Below are 26800 nucleotides of genomic sequence, written 5' to 3'. Positions count from 1 at the left end.
AAGCGCGAGACGCTTCGCACGTTAACGGCAATTTGACTCTGAAAAGCTGGCACGCCGCCGAAATAGCCTCATGCGCACTTGCACGACGGCCTGCCGCATTGCAACATCGCACGGCTGTCACCCAGATAGACAAACGTTACGTCTGCTCGTTTTCCCCTGGTTCAGGCAGATCGACGATATGACAGATCCGAAAGTACCCCCGGAAAAGAATGTGCTTGTGCTGCAGGGCGGCGGAGCACTCGGGGCGTATCAGGCAGGTGCGTACGAGGCTCTTTCTGCGGCCGGTATCGAACCCGACTGGGTCGCGGGAATTTCGATCGGCGCGATCAACGCCGCGATCATCGCGGGTCATCCGCACGATCAACGCGTCCCCCATCTGCGTAAATTCTGGGATCTCGTTTCGAGCCATCTCACGCTGCCACCGCTTGCGACCGATTCTAACTCGCGCAAACTCTTCAATGAAGCGAGTGCCGCATTTGTCGCCTCGACCGGCGCGCCGGGCTTTTTCGACCCGCGCCTGCCGCCCGCCGTTTTTCACCCGCCCGGAACAGTGCAGGCGATCAGCCTCTACGACACCGGCGCGCTCAAGGAGACACTACTTCAACTCGTCGATTTCGACTTTTTGAATTCCGGAAAAGTTCGTTTCAGCGTCGGCGCCGTCGAAGTCGCATCCGGAAACCTCAACTACTTCGACAGCACAGAGGTGGAAATACGGCCCGAGCATATTATGGCCAGCGGTGCCTTGCCCCCTGGTTTCCCGCCGGTGGAGATCGACGGCAAACTCTATTGGGATGGCGGCATCGTTTCCAACACGCCGCTGCAATACGTGCTCGATGGCGGAATTCCTCGCGTCGACACGTGCGTTTTCCAGATTGATCTGTTCAGCGCGCGCGGCACCATTCCTCGGACGCTGTTCGACGTCCAGGAGCGCGAAAAAGAAATTCGCTATTCGAGCCGCACCCGGCTGAATACTGACTTTTTCAGGCGAGTCCAATCGATGCGCCGTGCGGTGCGCCGTCTGGAGTCCGTTGTGCCGGACGAAATCAAATCCGGCTTCGATTGGAAGGTGCTCTCGTCGTTCAGCTGCAATGCGGCGGTCACGATCGTGCATCTCATTCACCGCCGCGCTGCCTATTCCACGCAATCCAATGACTATGAATTCTCGCGCTACACCGTCAACGAGCACTGGCGGGCCGGAGCCGAGGACGTCGAGCGCACGTTGAGCAATCCCGAGTGGATCAATCGCGAGCGGCCGAAGAACGGGGTGTTGGTGCTCGACTGCACGAAGGACCTAGCGCCAACCCCATCGGAGACGCACTCATGAAAATCGCCGACGTCAAGAAACGCGCCTATGCGATGCCGCTAACGAGTCCGGCTTTCCCGCCGGGCCCTTATCGCTTCATTGACCGGGAATATCTGATCATCACCTATCGCACCGACAAGGAAGCGCTTGAAAAGGTCGTTCCCGAGCCGCTGACGTTCGGCGAGCCCATCGTCAAATACGAGTTCATTCGCATGCCGGATTCGACGGGCTTCGGCGACTACACGGAATCAGGTCAGGTTATCCCGGTCAGATTCAACGGTGTCGAAGGCGGTTACACGCACGCGATGTTTTTGAATGACGGCCCGCCGATCTACGGTGGCCGTGAGCTCTGGGGTTTTCCAAAAAAATACGCGCAACCGTCCCTTGGACCGGACAAAGATACCTTCGTCGGCACGCTCGACTACGGCAACGTGCGGATCGCGACCGGCACGATGGGCTACAAGCACAAGGCACTCGATCCGAAAGCCGTCGCGAAGTCGCTCGCGATCCCGAACTATCTTTTGAAAATCATTCCGCATGTGGACGGCAGTCCGCGCATTCTTGAGCTTGTCGATTACCGTCTTGAGGATGTCACCATCAAGGGTGCGTGGAGCGGACCCGGTGCGCTCGATCTTAGGCCCCACGCGTTGGCGCCGATCGCCGATCTGCCGGTGCGCGAAGTCATCTCCGCTACGCACATCCTCGCCGATCTGACCCTTGGGCTCGGCAAGGTCGTCTACGATTACCTCGACAAAAAACAGGAGCGCGCGTCATGAAACTCGACGGCAAAGTCGCCCTTATCACGGGCGCAGCGAGCGGTATCGGTCATCAGATTGCGCGGCGTTACGTCGAAGCGGGAGGGCGCGTCGCCATCGCTGACCTCAATCTTGATGCGGCCAAGGCGGCGGCGAAGGAACTCGGTGGCGAAAAGGACGCGATTGCTGTCGCGATGGACGTTACCAAGGAAGACGAAGTGAATGCGGGCGTCGAGAAGACCGCTTCAGCATTCGGTACAATCGATATTCTCGTCTCGAATGCGGGCATCCAGATCGTGCATCCAATCGAAGACTTTCCGTTTGCAGACTGGAAAAAGCTACTTGCTATTCATCTCGACGGCGCCTTCCTGACGACGAAAGCGTGTGTCAAGCACATGTACAAACAGGGCTCTGGCGCGCTGATCTACATGGGTTCCGTGCACAGCCATGAAGCCTCGCCGTTGAAGTCCGCTTACGTCACGGCAAAGCACGGTCTGCTGGGGTTAGCGCGGACGATGGCGAAGGAAGGCGCGAAGCACGGTGTTCGCGCTAACGTCATCTGTCCGGGCTTCGTGCGCACGCCCCTGGTCGAAAAGCAAATCCCGGAGCAAGCGCAGGAGCTTGGCATTACGGAAGAACGGGTCGTCAAGGAGGTTATGCTCGGCGAGACCGTCGATAAGGAATTCACGATGGTGACAGACATCGCCGAGGTTGCACTGTTCCTCGCCGCCTTCAAAACCAATGCGTTGACGGGTGAAAGCATCATCGTCAGCCATGGCTGGCATATGAACTAGAGACGATTTCCCGGCGGTTTCACTTGCGTCATGGACGTCAGAGTCTAGAGTCCGTGCATGCGCGATAAGACCGTCCTGATTGCGGGCGCCGGCATCGCCGGACCGACGCTCGCCTATTGGCTTTCGGTTGCGGGATTCAGACCGACACTGATCGAGCGCGCGCCCGCGCTCCGCAGTGGTGGTTACGTCATCGACTTCTGGGGGCTCGGTTACGACATCGCCGAGCGCATGGGCCTTCTCAGCGACATCAATCGCATCGGCTACCATGCGCGTGAGCTTCGGATTGTTGGCGATCGCGGCGAGCGATTGGCCGGGTTTGGGACCAGCGTCTTTCAGGAACTCACCAACGGCCGCTATGTAACGGTCGGACGGAGCGACCTTTCGCGGCTGCTGTTCGAAAAAGCCAAGAGTGCGAGTGACGTTATTTTCGGCGATCAGATCGTCGCGCTTCGCGAGCAGGCTGACGGCGTGGAAGTTCGCTTTCGGCATGGCGGCGAACGCCGCTTCGATCTCGTTATCGGGGCGGATGGCCTGCATTCGGGCGTGCGTCGCCTCGCGTTCGGGCCGCAACATCAATTCGAAAAGTCGCTGGGTTATGCAGTCGCCGCGGTCGAGGTCGCCGGTTACCGTCCGCGCGATGAGGACATCTATTTGATGTACGGGCTTCCGGGACGAATGCTCGGCCGCTTCACATTGCGGGAAGACCGGACGCTGTTCCTCTTTGTCTTCACCGCGGCGAACGATCCTTTGCCGGAGGCGCTTGATGCGCAAAAGGCAACGCTTCGCAGACGCTATGCCGACGGAAAGTGGGAATGCCCACCCATCCTCGACGACGTCAGCGCTGCAAACGATATTTATTTCGATCGCGTGAGCCAGATTCAGATGGACCGATGGTCTAAGGGACGCGTTGCGCTGATCGGTGATGCCGCGTTCTGCGTTTCGCTCGCCGCAGGTCAAGGGTCGGCGCTGGCGATGATTTCAGCCTACGTCCTTGCGGGCGAGCTTTTGCGCGCCGAAGGACGCCACGAGACTGCGTTTCAAAATTATGAAGCGATTTTGCGCGACTTCATCGCCAAGAAGCAACGCGGCGCGGGGCGTTTTGCGGCTGCCCTTGCGCCGCGCACGCCGTTCGGATTGTGGTTCCGCAACCTTGTGATCAAGTCATTCGCCATACCTGGACTGGCGACGTTTGCTGTCGGGCGAGACATGATCGACGCCCTTAGCCTGCCCGAGTATGCGTGGCCGCCGGGTGGCGCGGATTCGCGTTCCGACTGACGGACGCGGGTGCCGAACAAGGCGGATGCCAGCGCCGATTCCAGCGAATGCGGCACCCCCGATCCCTCCCAAGGCATTAAGGTATCCGCTACATCTATAGAATATAACATACGGGCATGCCGGACGCCTTCCGTCGCGATACCCAGGGACTCCGCAGATTTAGCATCTCGTCCGAAGCCGGGTCGCCTAAGGCCGGAGGGCGGGGATATGGGCGCAGAAAGCCCTAGCTTGATGCTCATATTTAGAGCATTCTCCCGGAACTCAGGAATAATTTCCCGAATTTTGTGGAAGCTATTCCTGAGCACTGGAGGAAATTAGCTTGAAAGCGGCGCATGCAGCCCGACTGGCGGTGTTATTGGGAACAATGTTCCTTGCCGGCTGCACCGCACCGCATTCGGAAGAAGCAAATAAAAGTAACGGCGATGCCGATCCTCCCGCTCCGGTGGTGCAGACCGTAACTCTGACGGCGTCAAAGGACAGCGGGAAACTAGAGGGCGTCGCCGCGATCCTCAATACCGATCCACTGTTGCAACTCGATGCCGATATCCGGTCGGCCATGGTCGCGGCGGACTTCAGCCGGGGTCAATTGGCACGCTTCCGGACATCGACGCTGCTTTCCAAACAGATGCTCGCGACCGCTGTCCGGCAGGAAGGCGTCGACTCCTCGCATCTAAAGCTGCTGCAATCCCGGTTGCGCCAGACGTGGGGCGACGGCGCGCCGTTCCTCGACGTCGATGCGCGACAGAAGCTCATGACAGAGATCAGCGGCGGCAAGCGCGCGATCGTCCGTTTCGATTTTCCAGATCTGAGCGGCGGGCAGCCCCGCAACGTCCGCGTTGCTCCCCTCAGAGGCGGCGCGGAAGTTCCGGTCGATCCTATCTGGCCAGCTCCATCCGGCAACCTTGCGATGCCGGGGGTTTCGTTTTTCGGCATCATACCAGCAGGCCCAGGACTGCGGGTGGGCGACAGAGCGCGGCTTGTCGCCGATAATCCAAATGCGAACCCGGGAGTCGTTATTCCGAACGCGGCCATCGTCGTCTTCCAAAGCAAGTCTTGGTGCTATGTCGAAAGCGCGCCGCATAAATATGAACGCAAGGTCGTATCCCTCGAATCTCCGGTCGACGATGGTTTTCTTGTCCGCTCCGGTTTCAAACCAGGGGACCGAGTCGTCGTGCGCGGCGCATCGCTACTTTTGGCGCGTGAAGCGGAGCCGGGCAGCTATGACGATGACGACGATGATGCGCCGGCGCCTCCGCCCGAAAAGAAGCCGGCTGCATCGGCGTCGGTGCTGAGCCGCGCTACGGCTCGCACCGATACGGACTAGACGTGCGGCATGAATACGCTCATTCGCTGGTCGATACGTTACCGCGGCTTCGTTGCTTTGATGTCGGTCGTCTGGCTCGTTGCCGGGACGTTTCTCGCGATGCGCGCGCCGCTCGACGTCTTTCCGGAATTCGTGCCGCCGCAAGTCACGATTCAAACCGAGGCGCCGGGGCTCGCCCCGGAACAGGTCGAGCAGATCATTACCGGACCGATTGAAGCGGCCGTCGTCGGGGGGCCTGGCGTCAACTCTATCCGGTCAGAATCCATTTATGGGCTGTCCGTCGTCTTGATCACGTTCGACGAGAACGTCGACCCGACTGCCGCGCGCCAGGGCATTGCCGAACGTCTGGCGACGCTCAACGGCAAATTCCCAATCGGATTTGGGCCGCCGCGACTGACGCCGCTGACATCGAGCACAATGGACGTGCTGAAGCTTGGTATCGTGTCCGATCGCGTCGATCCCTATACGCTGCGCGACATCGCCGATTGGACGATCAAGCCGCGTCTGCTGGCCGTTCCCGGCATCGCCCGCGTCACCGTCTACGGCGGAGCCATCCGGCAAGTCCAGGTACAGCCGAAGCTGGACCGCCTTTCCGCGCTCGATCTGACGATCACCGACGTCATGACGGCGGCGAGAGACGCGATTGCGCTCAGAGGCGGCGGCGTGGTCGAGACATCAGCCCAGCGCATCACGATTGAAACGCCTCCGCCGCGCCCCGATCCGCGCGCCATCGCCGAAACTGTCGTTGTTGTCAAAAACAACAAGCCGATCCGGCTCGGTGACATCGCGACCGTTACGATCGCGCCCGCGCCGAAAATCGGCGACGCAACGATCATGGGGGAACCAGGCGTTCTCATCACCGTCTCTGGGCAGTTCGGATCTAACACGCTTCAAGCGACCAAGGCGACCGAAGCGGCTTTGGCTGATCTTAAGCCGACGCTCGAAAAGCGCGGGATCAAGATGTATCCAGCCCTGCACCGGCCGGCGACGTTCGTCGTTCGCGCGTTGAGCAACCTCGAAATGGCGTTGACGCTCGGATCGGCGCTGATCCTGGTCGTACTCTATGCGTTTCTCAGAAGCGTTAGAGCGTCGCTGATCTCGTTCCTTGCGATCCCCTTATCGCTGCTGGCTGCCATCGTTACGCTGAGCGAGTACGGGCAGTCTCTCAACACGATGACGCTTGGCGGCTTCGCGCTGGCGCTCGGCGTGCTCGTCGACGATGCGATCATCGATATCGAGAACATCGCCCGCCGTCTGCGTCAGGCTCCGCCCGGCGCCGATCGGCTGAAAGTCATCGAGGATGCCTCGATCGAAATTCGCGGTTCGATGTTCTGGGGCACGCTTGCTGTCATCTTCGCGTTTTTCCCGATCTTGTTCGCAGGCGGGGTGCAAGGGCGTTTCATCGGGCCGATGGCGCTGACATTCATTATCGCCGTGCTAGCATCGATGGTCGTCGCCATGACGGTGACGCCGGCTCTCTGTGCGCTGTTCCTTACAAATCAGAAGGACACAAAGGAGTCGCCGCTCGTCAGATGGCTGAAAGTTGCGCAAGCCGGAATACTCAATGTCGTGCACCGCGCGTGGTGGGCGACGGTGCTCTTGCTGACAATCGGTGCAGGTGCCGCCGTCAGCATCGTGCCCTATCTTCACAGCGAGTTGCTGCCGCAGTTCCGCGAAGGCCATTTCGTCTTGCAGATGGCGATGGCTTCTCCAGGCACGTCCGTCGATGACGTCGTCGCGGTCGGCGAGCGGATCACTAAGTCTATCCTCAAACTGCCGTTCGTCGAAACGGTGGCGCATCAGATCGGACGGGCGGAACTCGGCGAGGATACCTGGAGTCCGGATCGCAGCGAGTTCCATATCGAGCTGAAGCCCAATCATACGGTGAGCGAGGAAGATGCAGAGGATGCCATCCGGAAAACGCTGCGCGCATTTCCGGAGGTCCGCTCCGAGACACTGACATTCCTTGGCGATCGCATCAGCGAAAGCCTTACGGGAGAGACGGCGCAGGTCGTCATCAACGTCAAGGGGAACAATCTCGATTCGCTGGAGAAAGCGGCATCGGAGATCCAGGGCGCGGTCGCCGATATTCCCGGCGTGACGGATCTCAGGATGCCGCGCAGCGCCACGGTTCCGACGATTTCCGTGCAACTCAAGCCGGTTGCGCTTTCGAATTACGGCCTGACGCCGCGCGATGCACTCGATGCGCTGCAAACCGCGTTTGCGGGCACGACGGTCGGACAAACCTATAACGGCGCGCGCACCGTCGACGTCGTCGTCATCCTGCCGCCCGATGCGCGCAACCGTATCGGAGAACTCGACAAGCTGATGATCGGCAACGCCACGACGAAGACACTCCTGAAGAATGTCGCGACGATTTCGATTACAGACGGTCGCTCGAACATTCAGCATGCCGGCGCCCAGCGGCGCGTTGCTGTGACGTTCAACGGAGCGCGAGGCTATTCGCTGCGGGATATCGTCAAGACGGCGCGGGCGCGCGTTGCGGCCCTAGACCTGCCGAAGGATGTCTACATCTCGTTCGCTGGACAGGCTGAAGCGGAGCGCGAAGGTCAGATCCGGCTCGCCGGGTTGACGACGGTCAGCATCCTTCTGATCGTCGCCGCATTGACGATGGCCTTCCGGCGGCGCGGGCTCGCAGCGCTGGTGCTGATCAACCTGCCGTTCTGTCTCATCGGCAGCATTGCCGCTATCGTCGCGAGCGGCATCGGCATGACGCTCGGTAGTCTCGTTGGGCTGATCACTGTCTTCGGGATCGGTGCACGGAACTCGGTCATGATGCTGGCGCACGTCGAGCATGTCGCCGACGCGGAAGGACGGCAATGGAATGCTGAGACCATCCGCATCGCGGCGGCCGAGCGGCTCGCGCCTGTTTTCATGACGGCGCTTATGGCGGCGCTGGGCCTTGTCCCCCTGGCGCTCGGTCTCGGACGTCCCGGTCACGAAATCGAAGCACCGATGGCCATCACCGTGCTCGGCGGATTGAACACAGCGACGTTGCTCAATCTTGGGGTGCTACCGGAAGCCCTTGTCCGGCTGGGGCGCTTTCTCGGCATTTCGCGTCTCGCAAGAAAAGCGCCTCGCGACGACGCCAGGCTGCCCGCCGTTCAGAGCCCTTAGGCTCGAAAGAGCGACTAAACCCCACGTTGCACCATCGGCGTCGTGCGGTATTGCCTGCGCCGCAATTTCGATCGACGGAGTCGATAGGGGTCTTGAAGATCGTGCGCACCAAGGCTCGCTGAGACAATTAATCGGGAAGTTCTTTATGGAAATATCAAACGGGCGCACGAGACGCGCGCGGAGCGGAAAGTGCTCTGGAATGCGCATGCTTGCGATCGCAACAATCGCCTGCGGCATCGCTTTCGGCAGCCCCAGCTCCTGGGCGCGGCACTCGAAGCAAAAGCTCTCGCAAGATCCCTGCACGACGCTCGGCGGTTACATGACCAAGCGGCTTGAGAGCATGCGCGTCCTCAAGCAGGCGATGGAAAAGGAACAGTCGATCCCCAACACGATGGAGGGCGTGTTCGATTTGATGCAAGGCAAGCGTTATGTCGATCACGATAAGACCGAACGGCTTGCGCGTATGCGGCAGGAAGCCGACGATCTTAACCGGGTTATGCGGGGAACAGGATGCACGCCGGTCGACATCGATCAGGAGTTGCTGAAGCCACCGGCGCCGACAATCCGATAGGTTCGATATTGCGTTCATCGCTTACGATCGCACGACTGTTAATCTTTTATTAACCCGAAGCATTTCGAACTTGACGCATCGCAGTCGTCTTCTTGCATCGGGTGGAATCTCGTGAAGCTATCTCGCTTTCTCATTGCGACCGGAGCGCTCGCCGCAACAATGACCGCATCGAATGAGGTTGCGGCGCAGAGCCTGAACGCCGACACATCCATTGCCTTCGAATCCGCCTGGACGAGCGGTTATATGGGCCTCGGCGGCGGGTTGGTCAGAGCCATGCCGCGGCACGCACGCAAAAGCACAAAAACCGCGAGTGCGCCGTCGCGCCCGGCGCGGAAGCGCTATGTGCATCTGCGGCGTCGTTTCTATGATGCGAATTCGCCCGTTGTGCTCGTTGCGGACACGCTGGACCATACGGGCCTGAACATCGCCAATCTCCGGCGCGTGGGATCGCGGTAACGAATCGTCCGTCGTTTCGGAAACGCGGACTATCAGGCATTCGTCAAAGCAACGACCATTGTCCCGTAGCGACGGCCCACGCGAATATAACAGCGTTGGTCGTCATGTGTGCTGTGATCGCATCCGATAAGCGGCCTCTCCAGCACATTAGCAACGCGTAAAGCGCGCCCGCGAGCGCGGCGGCCATCCAACGGTCGTGCATCATGCCGAAGAGCACCGATGAAACGATCAGAGCGCGCATGCTGAAGGCTTTAAGATCGACGCTTTCGAAAGGCCGAGCGATCACCACGCGGTAGAGATAGCCGCGAAACGCGAGTTCTTCGGCAATCGGCACCATGATGATTGTGCCGATGCCTCTGAAGCAAAGCCACGCGACGAAGGCCAATGGCGTCAGCTCGGCAATCCATCTCGAAAGGGCGGTCTCGGAGCCAACACCAGGGTCCGTCACAACCCAAAGAATGCCAGCCAGAGCGCCAAGCACGATCGAGAAGATCGAAGGAACTTCGGCAAATTGGGTATAACCACGACGATAGAGATATATCGCCCCAGCAATGGCAAGGTCCTTCAACGGATAAAGCGGCTGGTCGTGCGGCGCGAATGCACGAATGGCTATCTGCGCGGCCATCATCGCGATGAAAGGTGCAAGAAAGTACAGGATTTCGTCGTCGGCGCTCCTCGACGGGACGGGAGCTCCGCTGCCGCGACGTGACGAGACTGTCGAAAAAAAAGGAATTTGCTGCGCGACCGTCATGATCGTGATCGCGACGAGCAAGAATGAAATCCAACCGAATTGGGAATGGAAGCCGCCTAACGCAACCTCCGGCGAGATATTCGCGCCGATCGCGACCAGCAGCGCGATGCGAACGGCGTTGAAGAGCCAGATAATTCCCATGGCCAGCGGGAAAAGAACGAGGACTTGCGGAAAGCGGAGCGAGCGGCGGAAGATCCATAGATATCCGGTGAGAAAGATCGCAATCAGCGCCATTCCCTCATATCCGGAACAACCGACAAAAATCTCGACGCTAAAATTTCCCGCGCCGAGGACGCGGGTTTGGGAATCGACGAAGGCGTCGTTTTGAAAGAGTGCCAGAAGCCAATATGAGAAATGCAATGTTACGCTCGATAGCGCATCCCAGTCGCTCTCAGACAGAACGTTTAATGCGGATTGATTGAATAGTTCCGCGACGGAAATGCCGAAAAAGCCGCCTCCTAGGGCAATTGCACTCTCGCGACGCCAAGAGCCCGTCAGGCTCGCAATGAAGCGCTGCGGAAAAATGAAGAGGAGCAGAGAGAGCGCAGTCGTCAGAACGAGGATTGAATATGTGAACTGCCAAACTGCGGTGGTCGTCTCGCCAGCTTCGGAAAGCTCGCGCCTCGCGAACAAGAGAAGCGCAAACGATACTATGTTTGCGCCGAGCGTAGTGCCTGGGATCCGCTCATTGTCCGAAACGCGCATTTCCGCCCAAAGCTCGTGACGGCGCTGCCAAGCGATCAGAGGAAATATAATGATCGCGAATACCGTCGCCTTTGCGATCATGTACGCCGAAGCAACGGCTAGCCCCATCGTCCAAACGTTGGGCAATGGAAAGAGAGCCTTCGCCATCGCCAATTCAATGGCCGCAATAAATATTAGGCTCGCGATCCTTCGATATGGGAATTGAGCCGTTGTCGCTAAGCGGGACATCAAGGAGCTCTGATCGCGGTGAGCTTTTGCTCACTCCCACGCATGCAAACAATACGCCAGGGTCATTGCGTCAGCGCGCGCGCAGCCGACGGTATGCGATAGCGCCGACTGCTATGAGTACGGCAGCGGCTGCGAAAGCGCCGGAGACATCGATCTCAGGAGCCGGGCTTGGCCCCCCATGACCGCCGCCGGGTAAACAGATGAAACCGAAGTAGCAGGTTGCCCAGGCAGAGTTAGCCCAGAGCGCAGCGTATAGAAACGTAAAAAAGGCTCCTAATCGCTTTGCCATTCCCGTCTCCCTAGCGGCGCGATTGATTATGTAAAAATTACCGCCTCCAATGTTACGGCGGCGATTGATCCGCGTTCAATCTGTTCGTTAACGAATGGTTAAAGTTCGTGCCTATTGCAATGTCCGTTGAGCCGTCTTCTTCGACGCTACCTGATCGTTAAGCGCGTTTCGCACGCTCGGCCGCTTTTTTCCGTGCGCTGAGAGACTGAAGCGTTCGCGCTGCGACAAGCGGTCGGTCGCATCCTTTGAAACACTCCCCCTGTCACCGAACCAGGGAGGTTTCAAACATGAAAAAACAAAGCCGTTTGTTTCCCATCGCCATTCTCGCCGGTTGCGCGGCATTCGCATCCGGCGCGGCAGCGCACGACAATCGGAATAAGCCGCCGAAAGAGTTGCCTCCGCTCGTGATCAAGAGCCAGGGCGCATTCGCAGCCGGCGGTACGATCCTCAAACAGGACGGAACCTTCGATCCTAAGAGCGATAACCCCGTTGGCATGACGCTCTATGGCGATCACTCCTACGTCGAATATCAGACGCCGGTAAAGCCACGGAAATATCCGCTCGTGATGTGGCACGGCGGCGGACAAATGGCGAAGACATGGCAAACCACCGTCGACGGACGCGAGGGATACCAAAGCATTTTCCTGCGGCGTAATTTTTCAGTCTATCTCTTGGATCAACCCCGACGGGGGCGTGCGGGCAATACGACGGTCGGAAAGGACCTGGTGCCGACGCCGAGCAACGAAACGCTCTTCATGGCTTGGCGCCTTGGCGTCTGGCCTCACCTCTATCCGAACTCGCAGTTTCCTCCTGGCCCTCAGGCACTCAATCAATTCTGGAGACAGATGACGCCGGATACAGGCCCGTCGGACAATAACGTCGTTGTTCCGGGCGTGATGGCCGCGATCAACAGGATCGGCCCGTCGGTGCTGCTTACACACTCGGCAAGCGGATATCCGGGTTGGTTGGCCGCGATCAAGACAGGAAACATCAGGGGAATCTATGCCTACGAGCCGACGGGCTATGTCTTCCCCGAAGGCATGGTGCCGCCGACGATCGGCGGGATAAGTCCCAACGTGGTGTCTATGAAGGATTTCATGCAACTCACGAAAATCCCCATCGTCATCGAGTATTCCGACGGCATCCCGCCCCAAAACAGGCCAAGCCCGTATCCGCGGGTCGATCTCTGGCGCAACCGGATGGCGATGGGCATGCTGATGCGTGACACGATCAACAAGCTCGGCGGTCACGCGCAGATCGTGCACCTTCCCGACTATGGCTTACATGGGAATACACACTTCTCCTTCGCCGATCTCAACAACCTCAAAGTTGCGGATCTGCTTTCGAGCTGGCTGCACAAGAATAAACTCGACGTCTATCCGTCGGCCCATCACGGGCATTGATCCTGTCAGATGCGATGAGGGGCGCTGTTGCCCCTCATTTTTCGTCTCGGCCGCCCGAGACGGCATCCTGGAGAACTTTGTGACCGCCGCCGAGATTGACCTGACGGCATTGGCCGCCAAGATTTTTGTACTCGTTGCTCCGGACGCCTGCTTCGATGAAAACGGTGCCTACGGCTTCCGGCTTTAGCCCATAAAGTACGATACGTGTTGCACCGTCTGGAGACGTGATCGTCGGTGTGCCATCGTCGTCGCGGGAATAAGCCCAGACTGGGCTATGATCCGCATCGAAAGTCGTTTGCTTGCCGTCATGCGCTTCTGCGCGCTCATGGAAGCGGAGCGAGGCATCCTTCGAACTTGCGACGGCGAAATCGAATCCTACGATGAGCCGTGAGTGAGTGAAATCATAGAATAAACAACTGAGAGACGGAGCCTCCATGTTTGCAGCGCGTTCTTGTTGCGGTGCAACTGTCTCCGGCGCCGGGGATCGCTGAGGAGCCCAATGGGGCACGAGGACGGCCAATAGCGCGGCCAATGCGATACCGGCCAAAAGCAGGAGCAAGATCCGGCGGGTCCATGGCGCATTCATCAGAGATTAGCTCACCGCGTTATCGATCGTCGGAGACACGCAGAGGCGCCAATTAATGCGCATCATTTACGGTATGGCCACGTAAATTATTGTATTTCTTCGGGGATGAGCCGCGACCGGAACCCTCAAAAGTTTTGACGGGGTCTGGAATGCTTCGGACGTCGAATCCCGTCTCGGGCATCTTTCCTGCTTCACACGATATTGTCGACTCTTGCTTTCCATATCGCGCAGGACAAGCACGCCCCCAAAAGACGGACTCGAAATACAGCCTAGAGATGATTTAACTCTGTCACAAAGTTTAAGTCACGCTTTCGACTGCTCCCCCGGTGTTTCGGTATAGATTGGTCCTTGAGGTGGGTGCTTTCTATGGATTCCAGGGTGACTGACGTCGCGATCGTTGGCGCGGGCCCATACGGCCTTTCGCTTGCTGCGCATTTAAAACACAAGGGCTTGGATTTTCGAATCTTTGGCCGGCCAATGCAAACGTGGCGAGCCATGCCCCAAGGCATGCATCTCAAATCCTTTGGGTTTGCCACCAACGTCTATGATCCGTCCGGCGAACACACGTTCGTGCGTTATTGCAACGATCGGAATCTGGAGTCCTTCGAACCTTGCTCGATGGCCGATTTTGCGCGCTACGGTGTTTGGGTACAGGAAACGCTCCTTCCGGAATTACACCAAGCGGACGTTGTCCATCTCGGGCATGATGGTCAACGATATTCGATGACATTGAGCGACGGCTCGCGGATCAGTGCGCGCCACGTCGTAATTGCCGTCGGTCTCACATATTTCGCACGCATACCCGACCCATTGGCGGCGCTGCCCAACCAGTTTGCAAGCCACACGGCTGATCACAGCGATTATTCCCATTTCAAGGATAAAGACGTCTGCGTCGTTGGGGCGGGACAGTCTGCGTTCGAGGCCGCACGTCTGTTATTGGATGCCGGAGCACGACCGCGGCTGCTTATTCGCGAGCCTTCGTTCAGCTTTTCCGAGAAGATGCCGCTAAAGCGCAGCTTGTGGGAATGTCTCCGGCGGCCTCAGAGCGGCCTCGGGCCCGGACTCAAGAGTTTCCTTCTCGAACGCGTTCCCATCCTGATGCATTTCATGCCCGACTACTGGCGGCTGCCGTTCACCAGACATTTTCTTGGACCGCAGGGAGCGTGGTGGTTAAAAGATCGGATTGTCGGAAAAATACCCATCATAACCAACTGTGCCTTGGTCGGTGCCGAACCCAACGGCCAACGTCTGCGGCTCCAACTACGAACCGGCGGCATCTCTCAGGAATTGGATTGCGACCACGTTATCGCCGGCACAGGATTTGTAGCGGACGTCGATCGTCTGTCGTTCATCGATCCTCATCTTCGGAAACGAATTCGTCGCACGGAGAGTGCGCCAACTCTCGATTATCGATTTCAATCGTCGCAAAAGGGACTGTACTTCATCGGCTTCGCATCGAGCCCCTGTTTCGGTCCGCTTTTCCGATTCGTGGCGGGCGCGCGCTTCACGTCGTATTGGCTGGCGCGGACACTTAGCCAGCAACTGTCGTCAAGCCACGTTGAGAGTTTTCCGTATTTGCTGCCGGAATCGGGGGCGCAAAAATGATGATGGCCGACGGGGGTGAGCCAGTTATCAGTCGAGAGGAGAACCAGGATAAATCTTCAGCAGGACGATTGCCTCGCGTTCTTTTAATTGCAACTTTGCATACGCTTTCGAGCGCGCGGCTGTCACAAGCGCTTTGCGCCGTCGGCTTCGAGGTCGAAGCTGTCTGCGCCCGGCTGCATCCCATTCGCTATTTGCAAGCGCCGCCACGGCTGCACCGCCTCGGCTACTTCTCGGAACTGCGATCTATCAAACGGGCGATAGATCTTGCCGAACCCGACATCCTTGTCCCTTGCGATGAGCCGGCCGTGGCGCTTCTACATCGCTTGCATGCGAGAGAACCGGACAGCGCATATTCCGAGCTTATCGAGCGCTCGCTCGGAAATCCGGCGATGTTCGAATTTACGCGACGTAAAAGTAACTTGATGGCCTTGGCCAGTTCACTCGGTCTGGCGGTGCCGCGTTCGCTACCGGTTAGCAGTCTTAGGGTACTTCCAGAATTAGGGAAAGCTCTGGGCTATCCACTCGTCCTCAAGCGCGATTCGACCTGGGGCGGCACGGGTGTCACGATTGTCAAAGACGCATCGGAACTGAGCAACGGCTGGTCTCGTATCGCAGGTCTCACTAGCTTGCTTCGAGCAGCGAAATGTGCATTTCAGTCAAGGCGAATAAAAATTCTCATCGAGCGCGTCGCTTCGAGGTTTTCATTTATTGAAGCGCAATCTTACGTGGCGGGCACGCCGGCCAACCGCACTATCGTATGTTGGAAGGGTCAGGTTCTCGCGGGGTTTAGCGCCCTCGCGCTTGATACGTGGGGCGTTGTCGGACCGGCGTCGCTGATCAAATTCATCGATCATCCCCAGATGGCGAAGACGGCTGAGTTACTCGCCGGCAAGCTTGGGCTATCGGGTTTCCATGGGCTGGATTTCGTAGTTACGCCTTCCGGCGAAGCGCTTTTGCTCGAATTGAATCCGCGAGCGACGCCGACTTCGCATCTTGCCGTCTCTGCCGACGTCCATTTGCCGTCGGCGCTCTACCGAGCGGTCACTAGATCCGAGCCTCGTGCGATACGGGATGCCATAGCAAGCGAGCAAGTCGCACTTTTTCCCGACTATTGGCAGCAGCATCTGGCGCACGGACCGCTACCCGGCGTCTATCACGATGTGCCGTGGGATGAATCTGCGATCCTCGACCGCCTGAGCTTCACTGTTTAGGGTTGGACAGGAGAAGAGCTTCCGGACTCGATTTGGAACCTTGCGCTGTGCGGCCGACAAGGCGGCAAAGAATGCCGGACGCGGATCGCAGCCGGCGAATTTTGCAGGCTGCCGACATCCACAGACTTGCAAACAATGGTGAGCCCGGTTGGGATCGAACCAACGACCCTCTGATTAAAAGTCAGATGCTCTACCGCTGAGCTACGGGCCCCCGAAGGCGTCCGGTTACCTGCCTTTTCACGGAAGCGCAAGCCTCGGGTGGCCGCAACCGCCTCGAATTCCGCTCCAGCGGCAAACAGAGACAGATTTACACACGTCATTCATGGTCGAGCGGCTAAATGCAGCGGCGCGGTGGCGTGCCGGCACGATATGGTCGCGCCGATTCTTAACCTCTTTTCGAACACCTGCGTGCCGCATCCCGACGTGTCAGCGGCCGATTGTATTAGCCCATAAGATGCAACGCATAAACCCACGCCCAGATGCCTGACCGCCTCAAAGCCGTTCTTTTGATGTGCATGGCGGTGACGCTGTTCGCGTGTCTCGATACCACCGCGAAATATCTCGGCGGCCACCTCGGCGTGCCGACGTGGGAGATCGTCTGGGTGCGTTTCGCAGGCCAGGCTTTGCTGATGGTTGCCATATTCGGCCCGCGCGCCGTACCGGATCTGTTGCGTACCCGGAACCTGAAACTTCAGCTCACGCGCTCGGCGCTAATGATGGCGACGACCGGATTCAATTTTCTTGCGATCCAGTACCTGCGTCTCGATCAGACGATCTCGATCGCATTTCTGACGCCGTTGATGGTGGCCGCGCTCGCGGGACCTCTGCTCGGGGAGTATGTCGGATGGCATCGAACTGTTGCCATTGCGACGGGCTTTCTCGGAATTCTGCTCGTCGTCCGGCCTGGATTTGCGACCATACATCCGGCCATCGCTGCATCTCTGCTATCGATGATCGCCTATTCTTTCTTCATGATCGTGACGCGCAAATTATCGAGCTACGATCCTCCGCTGGTGACGCTTGGTTACGGGCTGGTCGTCGGCGTTTTGGCGGGCGGCTTTTTTGCGATCCCGCAATGGGTTTGGCCGAACGGGCTATTTGAATGTTTGCTCCTACTGATGCTTGGTGCACTCGGCGGCGCCGGGCATTTTCTCATGATCCACGCTTATCGCCTAGCGCCCGTTTCGTCGGTGTCACCGTTTCTCTATTTTCAACTGCTCGGAATGATCGCTCTTGAATATCTGGTGTTCAGCGACGTGCCCGACCAGTGGACTCTCATCGGTACGAGCGTCGTTATCGCCTCGGGCCTTTACCTCGTCCATCGCGAGCGCGTTTTACATAAGGCCAGTGTCGCCGGGGCTATGGAGCAGCAGGCGGCGCCGTGATGGCCGCTTTCGTCGCGGCCGCCCAATCGTCGAAGCGACCTTCGGCGATTGCTTCGCGCATGGCGGCCATCAGATCCTGATAGAAGACGGTGTTAACCCACGACAGGATCATGGCTCCGAGATATTCGCCCGACCTGATCAGGTGGTGGATGTAGGCTTTTGAATAGTCGCGCGCGGCGGGACAGCGGCTCAATTCGTCGAGCGGCGACATATCTTCCGCATGCTTAGCGTTGCGCATGTTGAGCGGGCCATTCCATGTGAATGCGTAGCCATGGCGGCCATTTCGCGTCGGCATGACGCAGTCGAACATATCGACGCCGAGGCGAACGGATTCAATCAGGTCGAGCGGCGTGCCGACACCCATCAGATAACGTGGCTTGTTTTCAGGAAGCACGGGCAATGCTTCACCTAACGTGGCGATCATCGCGTCGTGGCCTTCGCCGACGGCGAGCCCACCGACGGCGTACCCTGGGAAATCCATCGCGACGAGCACTTCGGCCGAACGTCGTCTTAGCTCCGCGTCGGTTCCCCCCTGCACGATGGCGAACAGCGCCTGGCCTGGCTTTGCGCCACCTGCCAAAAGTTGTGCCTCAAACGCGCGCTTTGAACGCTCGGCCCAGCGCAGCGACAATTCCATCGCGCGCTCGACCTCGCGGCGCTCGGCAGGAAGCTCGATGCATTCGTCGAACTGCATCTGGATGTCGGCGCCGAGCAGGCATTGTATTTCGATAGAGCGTTCCGGCGACAGCATGTGACGCGAACCGTCGATGTGCGACTGAAACGTGACGCCCTCTTCCGTGATCTTGCGGATCTTGCCGAGACTCATGACCTGGAAGCCGCCGGAGTCCGTCAGGATCGGACCGTCCCAGCGCATGAACTTATGCAGACCGCCGAGCTTGGCGACGCGTTCGGCGCCTGGGCGCAGCATGAGATGATACGTATTGCCGAGGATGATATCGGCACCGGCTTCGCGGACCTGTTCGGGATAAAGCGCTTTGACTGTCCCCACAGTCCCGACGGGCATGAACGCAGGCGTGCGGATCACGCCGCGTGGCGTCTCGATTTCTCCGAGACGCGCGCGTCCATCTGCTTTCTTGAGATGGAAGGCGAACTTTTCCGTCATCGAATTATGCGCCAGATCCTGCATCAGCCCGGAATAGCAGGCTGGCGTCACCATAGGAATAAAAGCGATAGCCAGAGTGAATGGCGTGGCCGTAGGCGGCGCGCATGGTGCCGAGGCCGGAGAACGCAGCCACGAGCATGAACAGCGTCGAGCGCGGTAGATGGAAATTGGTTATCAGCACGTCGACAGCTTTGAAGCGATAGCCGGGCGTGATGAAGATTGCCGTTTCGCCGGACCATGGCGCAATCAGTCCGCCGTCACGCGCGGCGCTTTCGAGAAGCCGGAGCGACGTCGTGCCGACAGCGACGATGCGACCGCCGCGGCCGCGCACCTCATTGAGTGCGGCGGCTGTCTCAGCGGATACCTCGCCCCACTCGCTGTGCATGACATGGCCGTCGGTATCGTCGGCCTTCACCGGGAGAAACGTTCCCGCGCCGACATGAAGCGTCACGAAATGGCGCGAGATACCGCGCGCGTCGAGTGCTGCGAACAGCTCCGGCGTGAAATGCAGTCCGGCGGTCGGGGCGGCGACGGCGCCATCCTTGCTCGCGTAAACGGTCTGATAGGTTTGGCGATCGCGTTCGTCTGGCTCCCGTTTCAGCGCGATATAGGGCGGCAACGGCATGACACCGACGGCGCGGATCGCGTCGTCGAGCACGCTGCCGGAAAAATCGAACGCGAGTTCCACCTCTCCGGCTTCGCCTTTTGCGGACACGGTCGCGTCAAGCGCACCGAGCATGCAGCTTTCGCCGGAGTGACCGAAATGCACACGATCTCCGACTTCGAGGCGTTTGGCCGGACGTGCGAAGGCACGCCACGCGCTGTCGCTGACCTGCTTCGTCAAATTAAAATCGACTTTCGCCTGCGTTTCGCCGCGTGTGCGCATACCCGACAGCGCGGCAGGAATGACGCGCGTGTCGTTGAAGACGAGTGCATCGCCGGGATTGAGGAGGCTCGGCAGATCGCTCACCGTTTTGTCCGCCAAATCGGCATCGTCGCGGGCGCAGCCGCCCTTCACCGGATGAACGACGAGCAGGCGTGCGGAATCTCGCGGCTCCGCCGGACGCAGCGCAATGGCGTTATCGGGTAATTCGAAATCGAAGAGGTCGGTGCGCATTGCAACGTGTCCGCTCTGCCTGCTCAGCGCTTTCCGAACGCGCCGGCGAGCGCAAGCCCCGCAGCAAAAATCCAGCTGGCGATCATCAGCGTTCCGCCAACCGGCGCCAGCATCTGAAAGGAAGCATTGCCGGTCAGCGTGTGAAAGGCGATCTCGCCGGAAAAGAGCGATGCGGCGGCCAGCATCAACGCGGCGACGGCGCTCCACAGGCACGGGCGCGAGGCACGCAGCGCCACGGCAATAAGCCCGACGGCGGCGGCCGCATGCAGCGTCAACATCGTTGCTGCCGTGGCGAGCGCGGGGCTATCGACCTTATGCGCGGCCATCGCGGCTAACGAAACGCCTGCCGCACCTGCAAGGCCCGCCCACGCCAGAATGAGAAAAGGCGCGCCGCAAAGCGCGCCTCGGTTCGTCTCGCCAAGGTCCGACATCACGCGGCATCCGCCGCGACGCGGACCTTGATCATCTTGTCCGGGGCTTTTGGCGGTTCGCCGCGATTGATCTTGTCGACATTGTCCATGCCTTCAATGACTTTGCCCCAGACGGTGTACTGCTTGTCGAGGAACGTCGCATCGTCGAAGACGATGAAGAACTGGCTATTGGCCGAGTTCGGGTTCTGCGCACGCGCCATCGAGCAGACGCCGCGAACGTGCGGCTCAGCGTTGAATTCCGCCGGCAGATTTTCGTAAGACGACCCACCCGTGCCGCGACCCTGCGGGCAACCGGTCTGTGCCATGAAGCCGTCGATGACGCGGTGGAAGACAATACCATCATAGAAGCCTTCGCGCGCCAGCTTCTTGATGCGCTCGACATGCTTCGGCGCAAGATCAGGGCGAAGCTCGATCACGACCGGCCCCTTGCTTGTTTCGATAAGGAGCGTGTTTTCGGGATCTTTGTATTCGGCCACTTCTGAGTTCCTTTCTCTTTTTCTTCTCGGGGAGAGGGTTAGAATGAGTGGCCGCCGCTCGTTTGGAGCAAGTTGCCACTCCTCGCCCCAACCAGATCCCCATGCCAAGCGAAGCAGCATGGGGAGAGGGAGCGTTCCTACTCGACGTAAACCTTCAGCATCGTGTCGGGATCCGTGACGGTGCCGGAGCCGGGCGCCCCCCGTTTGATCTTGTCGACGTTTTCCATTCCCGAGATCACATTTCCCCAGATCGTATATTGGCCGGTCAGCCCTGAGCAGCCGTCGTCCGTGAAGCAGATGAAGAACTGGCTGTTCGCTGAGTTCGGATCGGAGGTCCGTGCCGCGCCGACGGTGCCGCGCTTATATGGCTCCTGAGAAAATTCGGCAGGCAAATCAGGCAACTTCGAGCCGCCCATTCCGGTGCCGGTCGGATCGCCCGTCTGCGCCATGAAGCCGTCGATGACGCGATGCCATTTGAGACCGTTATAGAAGCCCTGGCTCGCGAGCGTCTTCACGCGTTCGACGTGCTTCGGCGCCAAATCGGGGCGGAGTTTGATAACGACCTTGCCCGTTTTCAATTCGATGACAAGCTTGTCTCCGGCGGCCTGCGCCGGCGTGCCGGCGAATGCGGTGATCGCGATGACGGACGCGAAGACGAAAGATAAAAAGCGGATCATGGCGCTCCTCAAGCTTATTGGGAATTTCCAGAGCCCGGCGAGTGCCGCTCTGTCGTGCGGGCCGCAGTGTTGCCGCCCTTATGGCGATTTGACGGCTTAGCTGCAAGCCTTGGAAAACTTGGCAATCCGATAAAGCCTTGCGTTTTGATTGCCGCGGGCCCGCAAGACGGCATTCATTGGGGTCACGTATGTGATTTCATGCCGCGCGAGCGGCTTAGCATTGCGGGGGCGACGGTTGGTTTACCGGATGCGGCAGCATTATTTTCCAACGCGCCGGAGAATGTCGTAACGGCAAAGCGCGGCAGATCATGGACGATACCGGCAGGCGAAACGAGCACGCCTTCGCGCGCCAATCGCGCAAACTGCTGATCGCGATGCGGACCGCGGCCGATGGCGCCGCCCTTCGCGACGACGCGATGCCACGGCACAAGGTCGCGTTCGTCCTCGGTCAATTGGGACAGGCGCGACCGGACGAGCGCCGCCGGCTCCCCGAGGTTTTCAGCGAGTGCCTCGACGGTCGTCACACGTCCGGACGGAACGCGCTGCAGAAGCTGCATCAGTGACGCGTTGTTGCGCAAACGAGGCGGCGGAGCTCTTTTCATTTCCCTTTGGCGGATTTGGTCTTGAGCCGCTTCAGCACATCCTTCGAGACGAAGGGCGACGGATCTCCCCCCATCGAGACGACCGCGCGAACGAGGTTCGCGGCGATGTGGCGGACGGCAGGCGACGCTGCGACGTAAACCGTTTGAATATCCGGCGCCATTTCACCATTCATGCCGGCCATCTGCATTTCGTAATCGAAATCGGTGCCGTCACGGAGGCCCCGGACGATGACGGACGCTCCATGAGACGCCGCAGCGTCAACTGCAAGCCCGGAAAAGGTGACAACCTCGATCTTCGTTTTCGTATCGCGCGCGATAGGGCGCACTTCATCTTCGAGCATCGCGATGCGGTCGGCGGTCGGAAACATCGCGACCTTGCCGGGATTGACGCCGATGCCGATAACGAGCCTGTCCAACAGACCGGCGGCCCGGCGAATAACGTCGGTGTGCCCGAGTGTCACGGGATCGAACGACCCGGAATAGAAGCCTGTGCGCGTCATGTTCCGCTTGTACCGGTGCAACCGATCCAAGATCAAGTTGCTGCCGCGTGTTCTTCAGGAGAAGCGTTAAACGGGCGGCGGATCAGCGCGCCGACCACCGGCCAGCCGGTCATGACAGCCATTAACCGGCGGCCTTCCGATGTCCGGTCCCATGTCTGAAGCGCCGGAAGCGTGTCCATCTTCGCAAAATACAGGTTGGAGAGGCGAATGCTCGTGAGTGCGATCGTCACTCCAGCGATGACATCGACGATATAGTGCCCGCCGATCGGGACGGTCGAAATCAGCATCACCACATTGAGAAGGACGAGCGGAACGCCGATGATCGGCACGCCGAGCCAGCCGAACGCATACAAGATCGAGGTCGCAGCGTGGTAACTCGGGAAGGATACTATACCTTCGAATACGATTTTCCGCGAACCGTCGCGCAGAGCTTCGATCAGACCGGGTTGAATCCAGGGCGAGATGTTCAGTGCATCGGGAAAATCGGCGCGGGTAAAACCGAAATGGGCATACGGCCCGAGAGCGGGGACCAGAAAGAAGCCGACGATTGTTGCTGCGAGCGTAATAGCCTGGGCCGTCATCATACGGCGGAGGCGCTCGGGATCAGCGAGACCCAGGAGACCGATGAGCAGCAGCGGCTGCCATAAGATACTTGCGTAGGCATCACACAGAAATCGTGACAGTTCCGGGTGCGCTCGGAACCAGAACGCCATCGCAACCCAATCGATCCCCATCCAACGATCGATCGCGGCGAGTGTAGCGTCCTGCAGCGGCATGGCCATCGCGGCGCAAATCGACGTTAAAGACGGAACGAACAGAATTGCCGAGAGCGAGAGAGCAAACGCTTCAAGCATCAACGCGGGTCTTAGCCACCCGGCGCCAGCCAACAGTGCCGCCAGAGACGAAATGATCAGGATGCGCGCGACCAGGGTCGGCGGCGGGTAATCGAAGCCCAGCGCGAGTATCAGGACGACGGCGAACGCCCCGCAAGTCGCCATGATCATCCAAGCAAGCCGATTGGACCGCGGCCACAGCGCGGCGAAACCGTCGTGAACTTTCTTCCCCGCCTCCCGCCAAGTTGGCGTGGGCAGCGCGGCGCGAAACGCAATACTCATCGGGACAGCCCCTGCACTCAAGACTGCTGTCTTGCCACAGGAAGCCTGAAAAGCCCGTTAACCGGCGAAAGATCACCTACCCAAAGGGGAAGAAGATATTTCGCAATCAATATCTTATCTTATTCGGAAGAAGTTGGCGGGGCGTCGGCTGGATTGCCGTTGGCTCCCTGCTCTTCATCCTCGTCCTCGGTGATGCCTTCGACAGAGACGACCCGTTCGTCAGCGTCCGTCTTGAAGATGCGGACGCCCTGGGTATTGCGGCCGGCGATACGAATATCGTGGACCGGACAGCGGATCAGCTGGCCGCCGTTGGTGACAAGCATGATCTGGTCGTTCTCGTCGATCGGGAAAGAGGCAAGCAGGCGGCCGTTGCGGTCGTTAACGACCATAGCGACGATGCCTTTGCCGCCGCGCCCCGAGGTTCGGAATTCGAACGATGAAGAGCGCTTGCCGAAGCCTTTATCCGAAACCGTCAGCACGAACTGTTCGGCCGACTGCATGGCCGCGAAACGTTCGGGGCTGAGGGTTACGGCCTCGGCGCTGACGTCCTCGGCATCTGCATCGGCGACCGTTTCGACTTCTTCTGCATCTTCTGAACGGCGGAGAGCACCCGCCTGTTTAAGATAGGCGGCGCGCTCTTCGGCCGAGGCGTCGAAGTGATCGAGGATTGCCATCGAAATGACTTCGTCGTTTTCGGCGAGCCTGATACCGCGCACCCCGGTCGAGTCACGGCCCTTGAACAAGCGGATTTCGTCGCTGATGAGGAAGCGGACGCATTGTCCATCTGCGCTGGTCAGCAGCACGTCCTGATCGGGCTTGGCGATTGCTACCTGAACGATGCGATCGCCCTCGTCGAGCTTCATCGCGATCTTGCCGTTGCGATTGATGTTTTCGAAATCCGATAGCGCGTTGCGGCGGACGTTGCCGGAGCGCGTGGCGAAGATCAGTTCCAGATCGCCCCAAGTCGATGAATCTTCCGGCAGAGGCAGGATCGAGGTGATCACCTCGCCCTCGCTGAGCGGCAACAGGTTGACGAGCGCTTTGCCTGGCGACTGTGGGGATGCTGCGGGCAAACGCCAGACCTTCATGCGATAACACATGCCGCGCGAGGAGAAGAACAAGACAGGCGTATGCGTCGACGTTACGAATAACTGCGTGACAAAATCTTCGTCGCGCGTCGACATGCCGGAGCGGCCCTTGCCGCCGCGCCGCTGTGCACGATAGGTCGCGAGCGGCACGCGCTTGATGTAACCCTTATGGCTGACGGTGACGACGCAATCCTCGCGTTGAATCAGGTCCTCGTCCTCGACCTCGCCTTCGATGTCGACGATCTCGGTACGGCGGGGCGTGGCGAACTCGTCTTTGATGGCGATTAGCTCACCTTTGACGATCTCGACGACACGCGCGCGCGACGCCAGGATCGCCAGATATTCTTTGATCTCGGTCGCGATCTTGTTCAACTCGTCGGCGATCTCGTCGCGGCCGAGAGCGGTCAGGCGAGAGAGGCGCAGTTCAAGGATAGCCTTGGCCTGCTCTTCGGAGAGCTTATAGGTTCCGTCGGCCGCAAGCCTGTGACGCGGGTCAGCGATCAGCTCGATCAGCGGCGCCATATCCTTCGCGGGCCAGTCGCGCGTCATCAACTGCTCTTTGGCTTCGGCGGGCGAAGCCGAGGTCCGAATGAGCTTGATGACCTCGTCGATGTTGGCGACGGCGATCGCCAAGCCGACGAGGACGTGAGCCCGGTCGCGTGCTTTTGCAAGCAGATGCTTGATACGGCGCGTCACGACTTCCTGGCGGAAGCTCGTAAATGCGGAGATGAAGTCCTTGAGATTCAGGCTTTCCGGCCGGCCACCGTTGATCGCCAGCATGTTGGCGCCGAACGTCGTCTGGAGATCGGAATACTTGTAGAGGTTATTTAACACGACATCGGCGACTGCATCGCGCTTCAACTCAATGACGATGCGGATGCCTTCGCGGTTCGATTCATCCCAAAGATCCGAGATGCCTTCGATCTTCTTGTCACGGACGAGATCGGCAATCTTCTCGATCAGCGTGCGCTTATTCACCTGATAGGGAATCTCGCTGACGACGAGCGCTTCGCGGTCCTTGCGGATGTTCTCGACCTTGACGCGCGCGCGCATGATGATCGAGCCGCGACCCTTGTGATAGGCCGACAGAATACCGCCGCGGCCGAGAATGAGGCCTGCCGTCGGGAAGTCTGGGCCCTGGATGATCTGAGACAGCTCGTCGATGCCAATCTCGGGATTGTCGAGATCGGCGATGCAGGCGTCGATCACTTCGCCGAGGTTATGCGGCGGGATGTTGGTCGCCATGCCAACTGCGATGCCACCCGCGCCATTGACGAGCAGGTTCGGAAATTTGGCCGGAAGAACGGACGGCTCCTGGATGGTGCCATCATAGTTGTCACGATAATCGACGGTATCGTTGTCGAGATCGTCAAGCAGGAAGCTTGCGACTTTCGCCAAACGCGATTCCGTGTAGCGCTCCGCCGCGGGCGGGTCGCCATCGATCGAGCCGAAGTTACCCTGGCCATCGACCAGCGGGACGCGCATAGAGAAATCCTGCGCGAGACGCACCAGTGCATCGTAGATCGCGAGGTTGCCGTGCGGATGATACTTGCCCATCACCTCGCCGACGATGCGCGCCGACTTGACGTATTTTTTGTTCCAGTCGAGGCCGAGCTCGTTCATCGCGAAGAGGATGCGGCGGTGGACGGGCTTCAGTCCGTCGCGCACGTCCGGCAGCGCACGAGAGATGATGACGCTCATCGCGTAGTCGAGATACGACTTCTTCATCTCGTCCGAGATGGACACGGGACGGATATCGCTCGGCTCGCGGCCAGCAGGTCTTTCGTCGTCGTTATTATCGGTCAAAGTCAGCTCTTTCCTGGAGGCAATCGCGACTACAGCGCAAGGCAGCGGCTGGTGCGGAACGTCAGGTTGGAGCTTACCTGAAACGA

General features: G+C 59.3%; 24 protein-coding genes and 1 tRNA gene. 12 read left to right on the top strand and 13 right to left on the bottom strand.

Going from position 1 to position 26800, the window contains the following annotated elements; translation table 11 throughout:
* Positions 1-178: 178 nt before the first annotated feature.
* From VHB22_RS11905 to VHB22_RS11870, 8 genes are all read left to right on the top strand, one after another.
* Positions 179-1324 carry a patatin-like phospholipase family protein gene (locus VHB22_RS11905; RefSeq protein WP_325457195.1) on the top strand — a complete coding sequence of 382 codons (1146 nt, stop codon included), beginning with the start codon at positions 179-181 and terminating at the stop codon, positions 1322-1324.
* Entirely contained in the window at positions 1321-2079 is a 759-nt protein-coding gene (locus tag VHB22_RS11900) for an acetoacetate decarboxylase (RefSeq protein WP_325457194.1), read from the top strand. The genes VHB22_RS11905 and VHB22_RS11900 overlap by 4 nt, the downstream gene beginning before the upstream one ends.
* Positions 2076-2852 (top strand): 3-hydroxybutyrate dehydrogenase, encoded by a 777-nt coding sequence (locus tag VHB22_RS11895; RefSeq protein WP_325457193.1) that lies wholly within the window; start codon positions 2076-2078, stop codon positions 2850-2852. The genes VHB22_RS11900 and VHB22_RS11895 overlap by 4 nt, the downstream gene beginning before the upstream one ends.
* 57 nt (positions 2853-2909) lie before the next feature.
* Complete coding sequence (locus tag VHB22_RS11890; protein WP_325457192.1) at positions 2910-4127, top strand: FAD-binding domain; 1218 nt, start codon at positions 2910-2912, stop codon at positions 4125-4127.
* Between the two features lie 319 nt (positions 4128-4446).
* On the top strand, positions 4447-5451 hold the full coding sequence (locus tag VHB22_RS11885; RefSeq protein WP_325457191.1) for a hypothetical protein: 1005 nt from the start codon (positions 4447-4449) through the stop codon (positions 5449-5451).
* 9 nt (positions 5452-5460) lie between these two features.
* Complete coding sequence (locus VHB22_RS11880) at positions 5461-8589, top strand: efflux RND transporter permease subunit (protein WP_325457190.1); 3129 nt, start codon at positions 5461-5463, stop codon at positions 8587-8589.
* 199 nt (positions 8590-8788) lie between these two features.
* Positions 8789-9160 (top strand): hypothetical protein, encoded by a 372-nt coding sequence (locus VHB22_RS11875; RefSeq protein ID WP_325457189.1) that lies wholly within the window; start codon positions 8789-8791, stop codon positions 9158-9160.
* A gap of 111 nt (positions 9161-9271) precedes the next feature.
* Positions 9272-9616 carry a hypothetical protein gene (locus VHB22_RS11870; protein WP_325457188.1) on the top strand — a complete coding sequence of 115 codons (345 nt, stop codon included), beginning with the start codon at positions 9272-9274 and terminating at the stop codon, positions 9614-9616.
* Positions 9617-9659: 43 nt separating this feature from the next.
* Here VHB22_RS11870 and xrtE read toward each other — a convergent pair whose 3' ends face one another.
* Positions 9660-11219, bottom strand: a complete 1560-nt coding sequence (gene xrtE / locus VHB22_RS11865; protein ID WP_325457187.1) for an exosortase E/protease, VPEID-CTERM system — start codon at positions 11217-11219, stop codon at positions 9660-9662.
* 151 nt (positions 11220-11370) lie between these two features.
* On the bottom strand, positions 11371-11589 hold the full coding sequence (locus VHB22_RS11860; RefSeq protein ID WP_325457186.1) for a hypothetical protein: 219 nt from the start codon (positions 11587-11589) through the stop codon (positions 11371-11373).
* A 287-nt stretch (positions 11590-11876) separates the two neighbouring features.
* Between VHB22_RS11860 and VHB22_RS11855 the strand changes: the two genes are divergently transcribed.
* A complete protein-coding gene (locus tag VHB22_RS11855) occupies positions 11877-12992 on the top strand; it encodes an alpha/beta fold hydrolase (protein ID WP_325457185.1) in 1116 nt (371 codons plus the stop codon).
* A 34-nt stretch (positions 12993-13026) separates the two neighbouring features.
* Here the strand turns inward: VHB22_RS11855 and VHB22_RS11850 are convergent, their stop codons facing one another.
* Positions 13027-13578 (bottom strand): hypothetical protein, encoded by a 552-nt coding sequence (locus VHB22_RS11850; RefSeq protein WP_325457184.1) that lies wholly within the window; start codon positions 13576-13578, stop codon positions 13027-13029.
* A 366-nt stretch (positions 13579-13944) separates the two neighbouring features.
* On the opposite strand from VHB22_RS11850, the gene VHB22_RS11845 reads away from it, so the two are divergent.
* A complete protein-coding gene (locus VHB22_RS11845; RefSeq protein WP_325457183.1) occupies positions 13945-15183 on the top strand; it encodes an NAD(P)-binding domain-containing protein in 1239 nt (412 codons plus the stop codon).
* Positions 15180-16394: a hypothetical protein gene (locus VHB22_RS11840; protein WP_325457182.1), complete on the top strand. Its 1215-nt coding sequence runs from the start codon at positions 15180-15182 to the stop codon at positions 16392-16394. Before VHB22_RS11845 ends, VHB22_RS11840 begins: the two co-directional genes overlap by 4 nt.
* Before the next feature lie 136 nt (positions 16395-16530).
* On the opposite strand, the gene VHB22_RS11835 is transcribed toward VHB22_RS11840, so the two are convergent.
* A tRNA-Lys gene (locus VHB22_RS11835) sits at positions 16531-16605 on the bottom strand.
* Between the two features lie 268 nt (positions 16606-16873).
* On the opposite strand from VHB22_RS11835, the gene VHB22_RS11830 reads away from it, so the two are divergent.
* The gene (locus VHB22_RS11830; protein ID WP_325457181.1) at positions 16874-17779 is read left to right on the top strand and encodes a DMT family transporter; all 906 of its coding nucleotides are present in this window, start codon (positions 16874-16876) and stop codon (positions 17777-17779) included.
* On the opposite strand, the gene tgt is transcribed toward VHB22_RS11830, so the two are convergent.
* From tgt to gyrA, 9 genes are all read right to left on the bottom strand, one after another.
* The gene (gene tgt, locus VHB22_RS11825; protein WP_325457180.1) at positions 17754-18902 is read right to left on the bottom strand and encodes a tRNA guanosine(34) transglycosylase Tgt; all 1149 of its coding nucleotides are present in this window, start codon (positions 18900-18902) and stop codon (positions 17754-17756) included. The genes VHB22_RS11830 and tgt overlap by 26 nt on opposite strands.
* 4 nt (positions 18903-18906) lie before the next feature.
* Positions 18907-20019, bottom strand: coding sequence for a tRNA preQ1(34) S-adenosylmethionine ribosyltransferase-isomerase QueA (queA, locus tag VHB22_RS11820; RefSeq protein ID WP_325457179.1), 1113 nt, complete (start codon positions 20017-20019; stop codon positions 18907-18909).
* Between the two features lie 23 nt (positions 20020-20042).
* Complete coding sequence (locus VHB22_RS11815) at positions 20043-20450, bottom strand: DUF423 domain-containing protein (protein WP_325457178.1); 408 nt, start codon at positions 20448-20450, stop codon at positions 20043-20045.
* Entirely contained in the window at positions 20450-20926 is a 477-nt protein-coding gene (locus tag VHB22_RS11810) for a peptidylprolyl isomerase (protein ID WP_325457177.1), read from the bottom strand. Before VHB22_RS11810 ends, VHB22_RS11815 begins: the two co-directional genes overlap by 1 nt.
* A gap of 137 nt (positions 20927-21063) precedes the next feature.
* The gene (locus VHB22_RS11805) at positions 21064-21603 is read right to left on the bottom strand and encodes a peptidylprolyl isomerase (RefSeq protein ID WP_325457176.1); all 540 of its coding nucleotides are present in this window, start codon (positions 21601-21603) and stop codon (positions 21064-21066) included.
* Between the two features lie 182 nt (positions 21604-21785).
* Positions 21786-22205: an MGMT family protein gene (locus tag VHB22_RS11800; protein ID WP_325457175.1), complete on the bottom strand. Its 420-nt coding sequence runs from the start codon at positions 22203-22205 to the stop codon at positions 21786-21788.
* On the bottom strand, positions 22202-22705 hold the full coding sequence (gene coaD, locus VHB22_RS11795) for a pantetheine-phosphate adenylyltransferase (RefSeq protein WP_325457174.1): 504 nt from the start codon (positions 22703-22705) through the stop codon (positions 22202-22204). The genes VHB22_RS11800 and coaD overlap by 4 nt, the downstream gene beginning before the upstream one ends.
* A 32-nt stretch (positions 22706-22737) precedes the next feature.
* Entirely contained in the window at positions 22738-23820 is a 1083-nt protein-coding gene (locus VHB22_RS11790; protein WP_325457173.1) for a phosphatase PAP2 family protein, read from the bottom strand.
* A 119-nt stretch (positions 23821-23939) separates the two neighbouring features.
* Positions 23940-26714, bottom strand: coding sequence for a DNA gyrase subunit A (gyrA, locus tag VHB22_RS11785; RefSeq protein ID WP_325457172.1), 2775 nt, complete (start codon positions 26712-26714; stop codon positions 23940-23942).
* Positions 26715-26800: the final 86 nt, after the last annotated feature.

The sequence above is a fragment of the Hyphomicrobium sp. genome (genome assembly GCF_035548195.1).
GTDB lineage: Bacteria > Pseudomonadota > Alphaproteobacteria > Rhizobiales > Hyphomicrobiaceae > Hyphomicrobium_B.
Note: the sequence above shows the minus strand (reverse complement) of the source record. Positions and strands in the feature narration are given on the sequence as shown.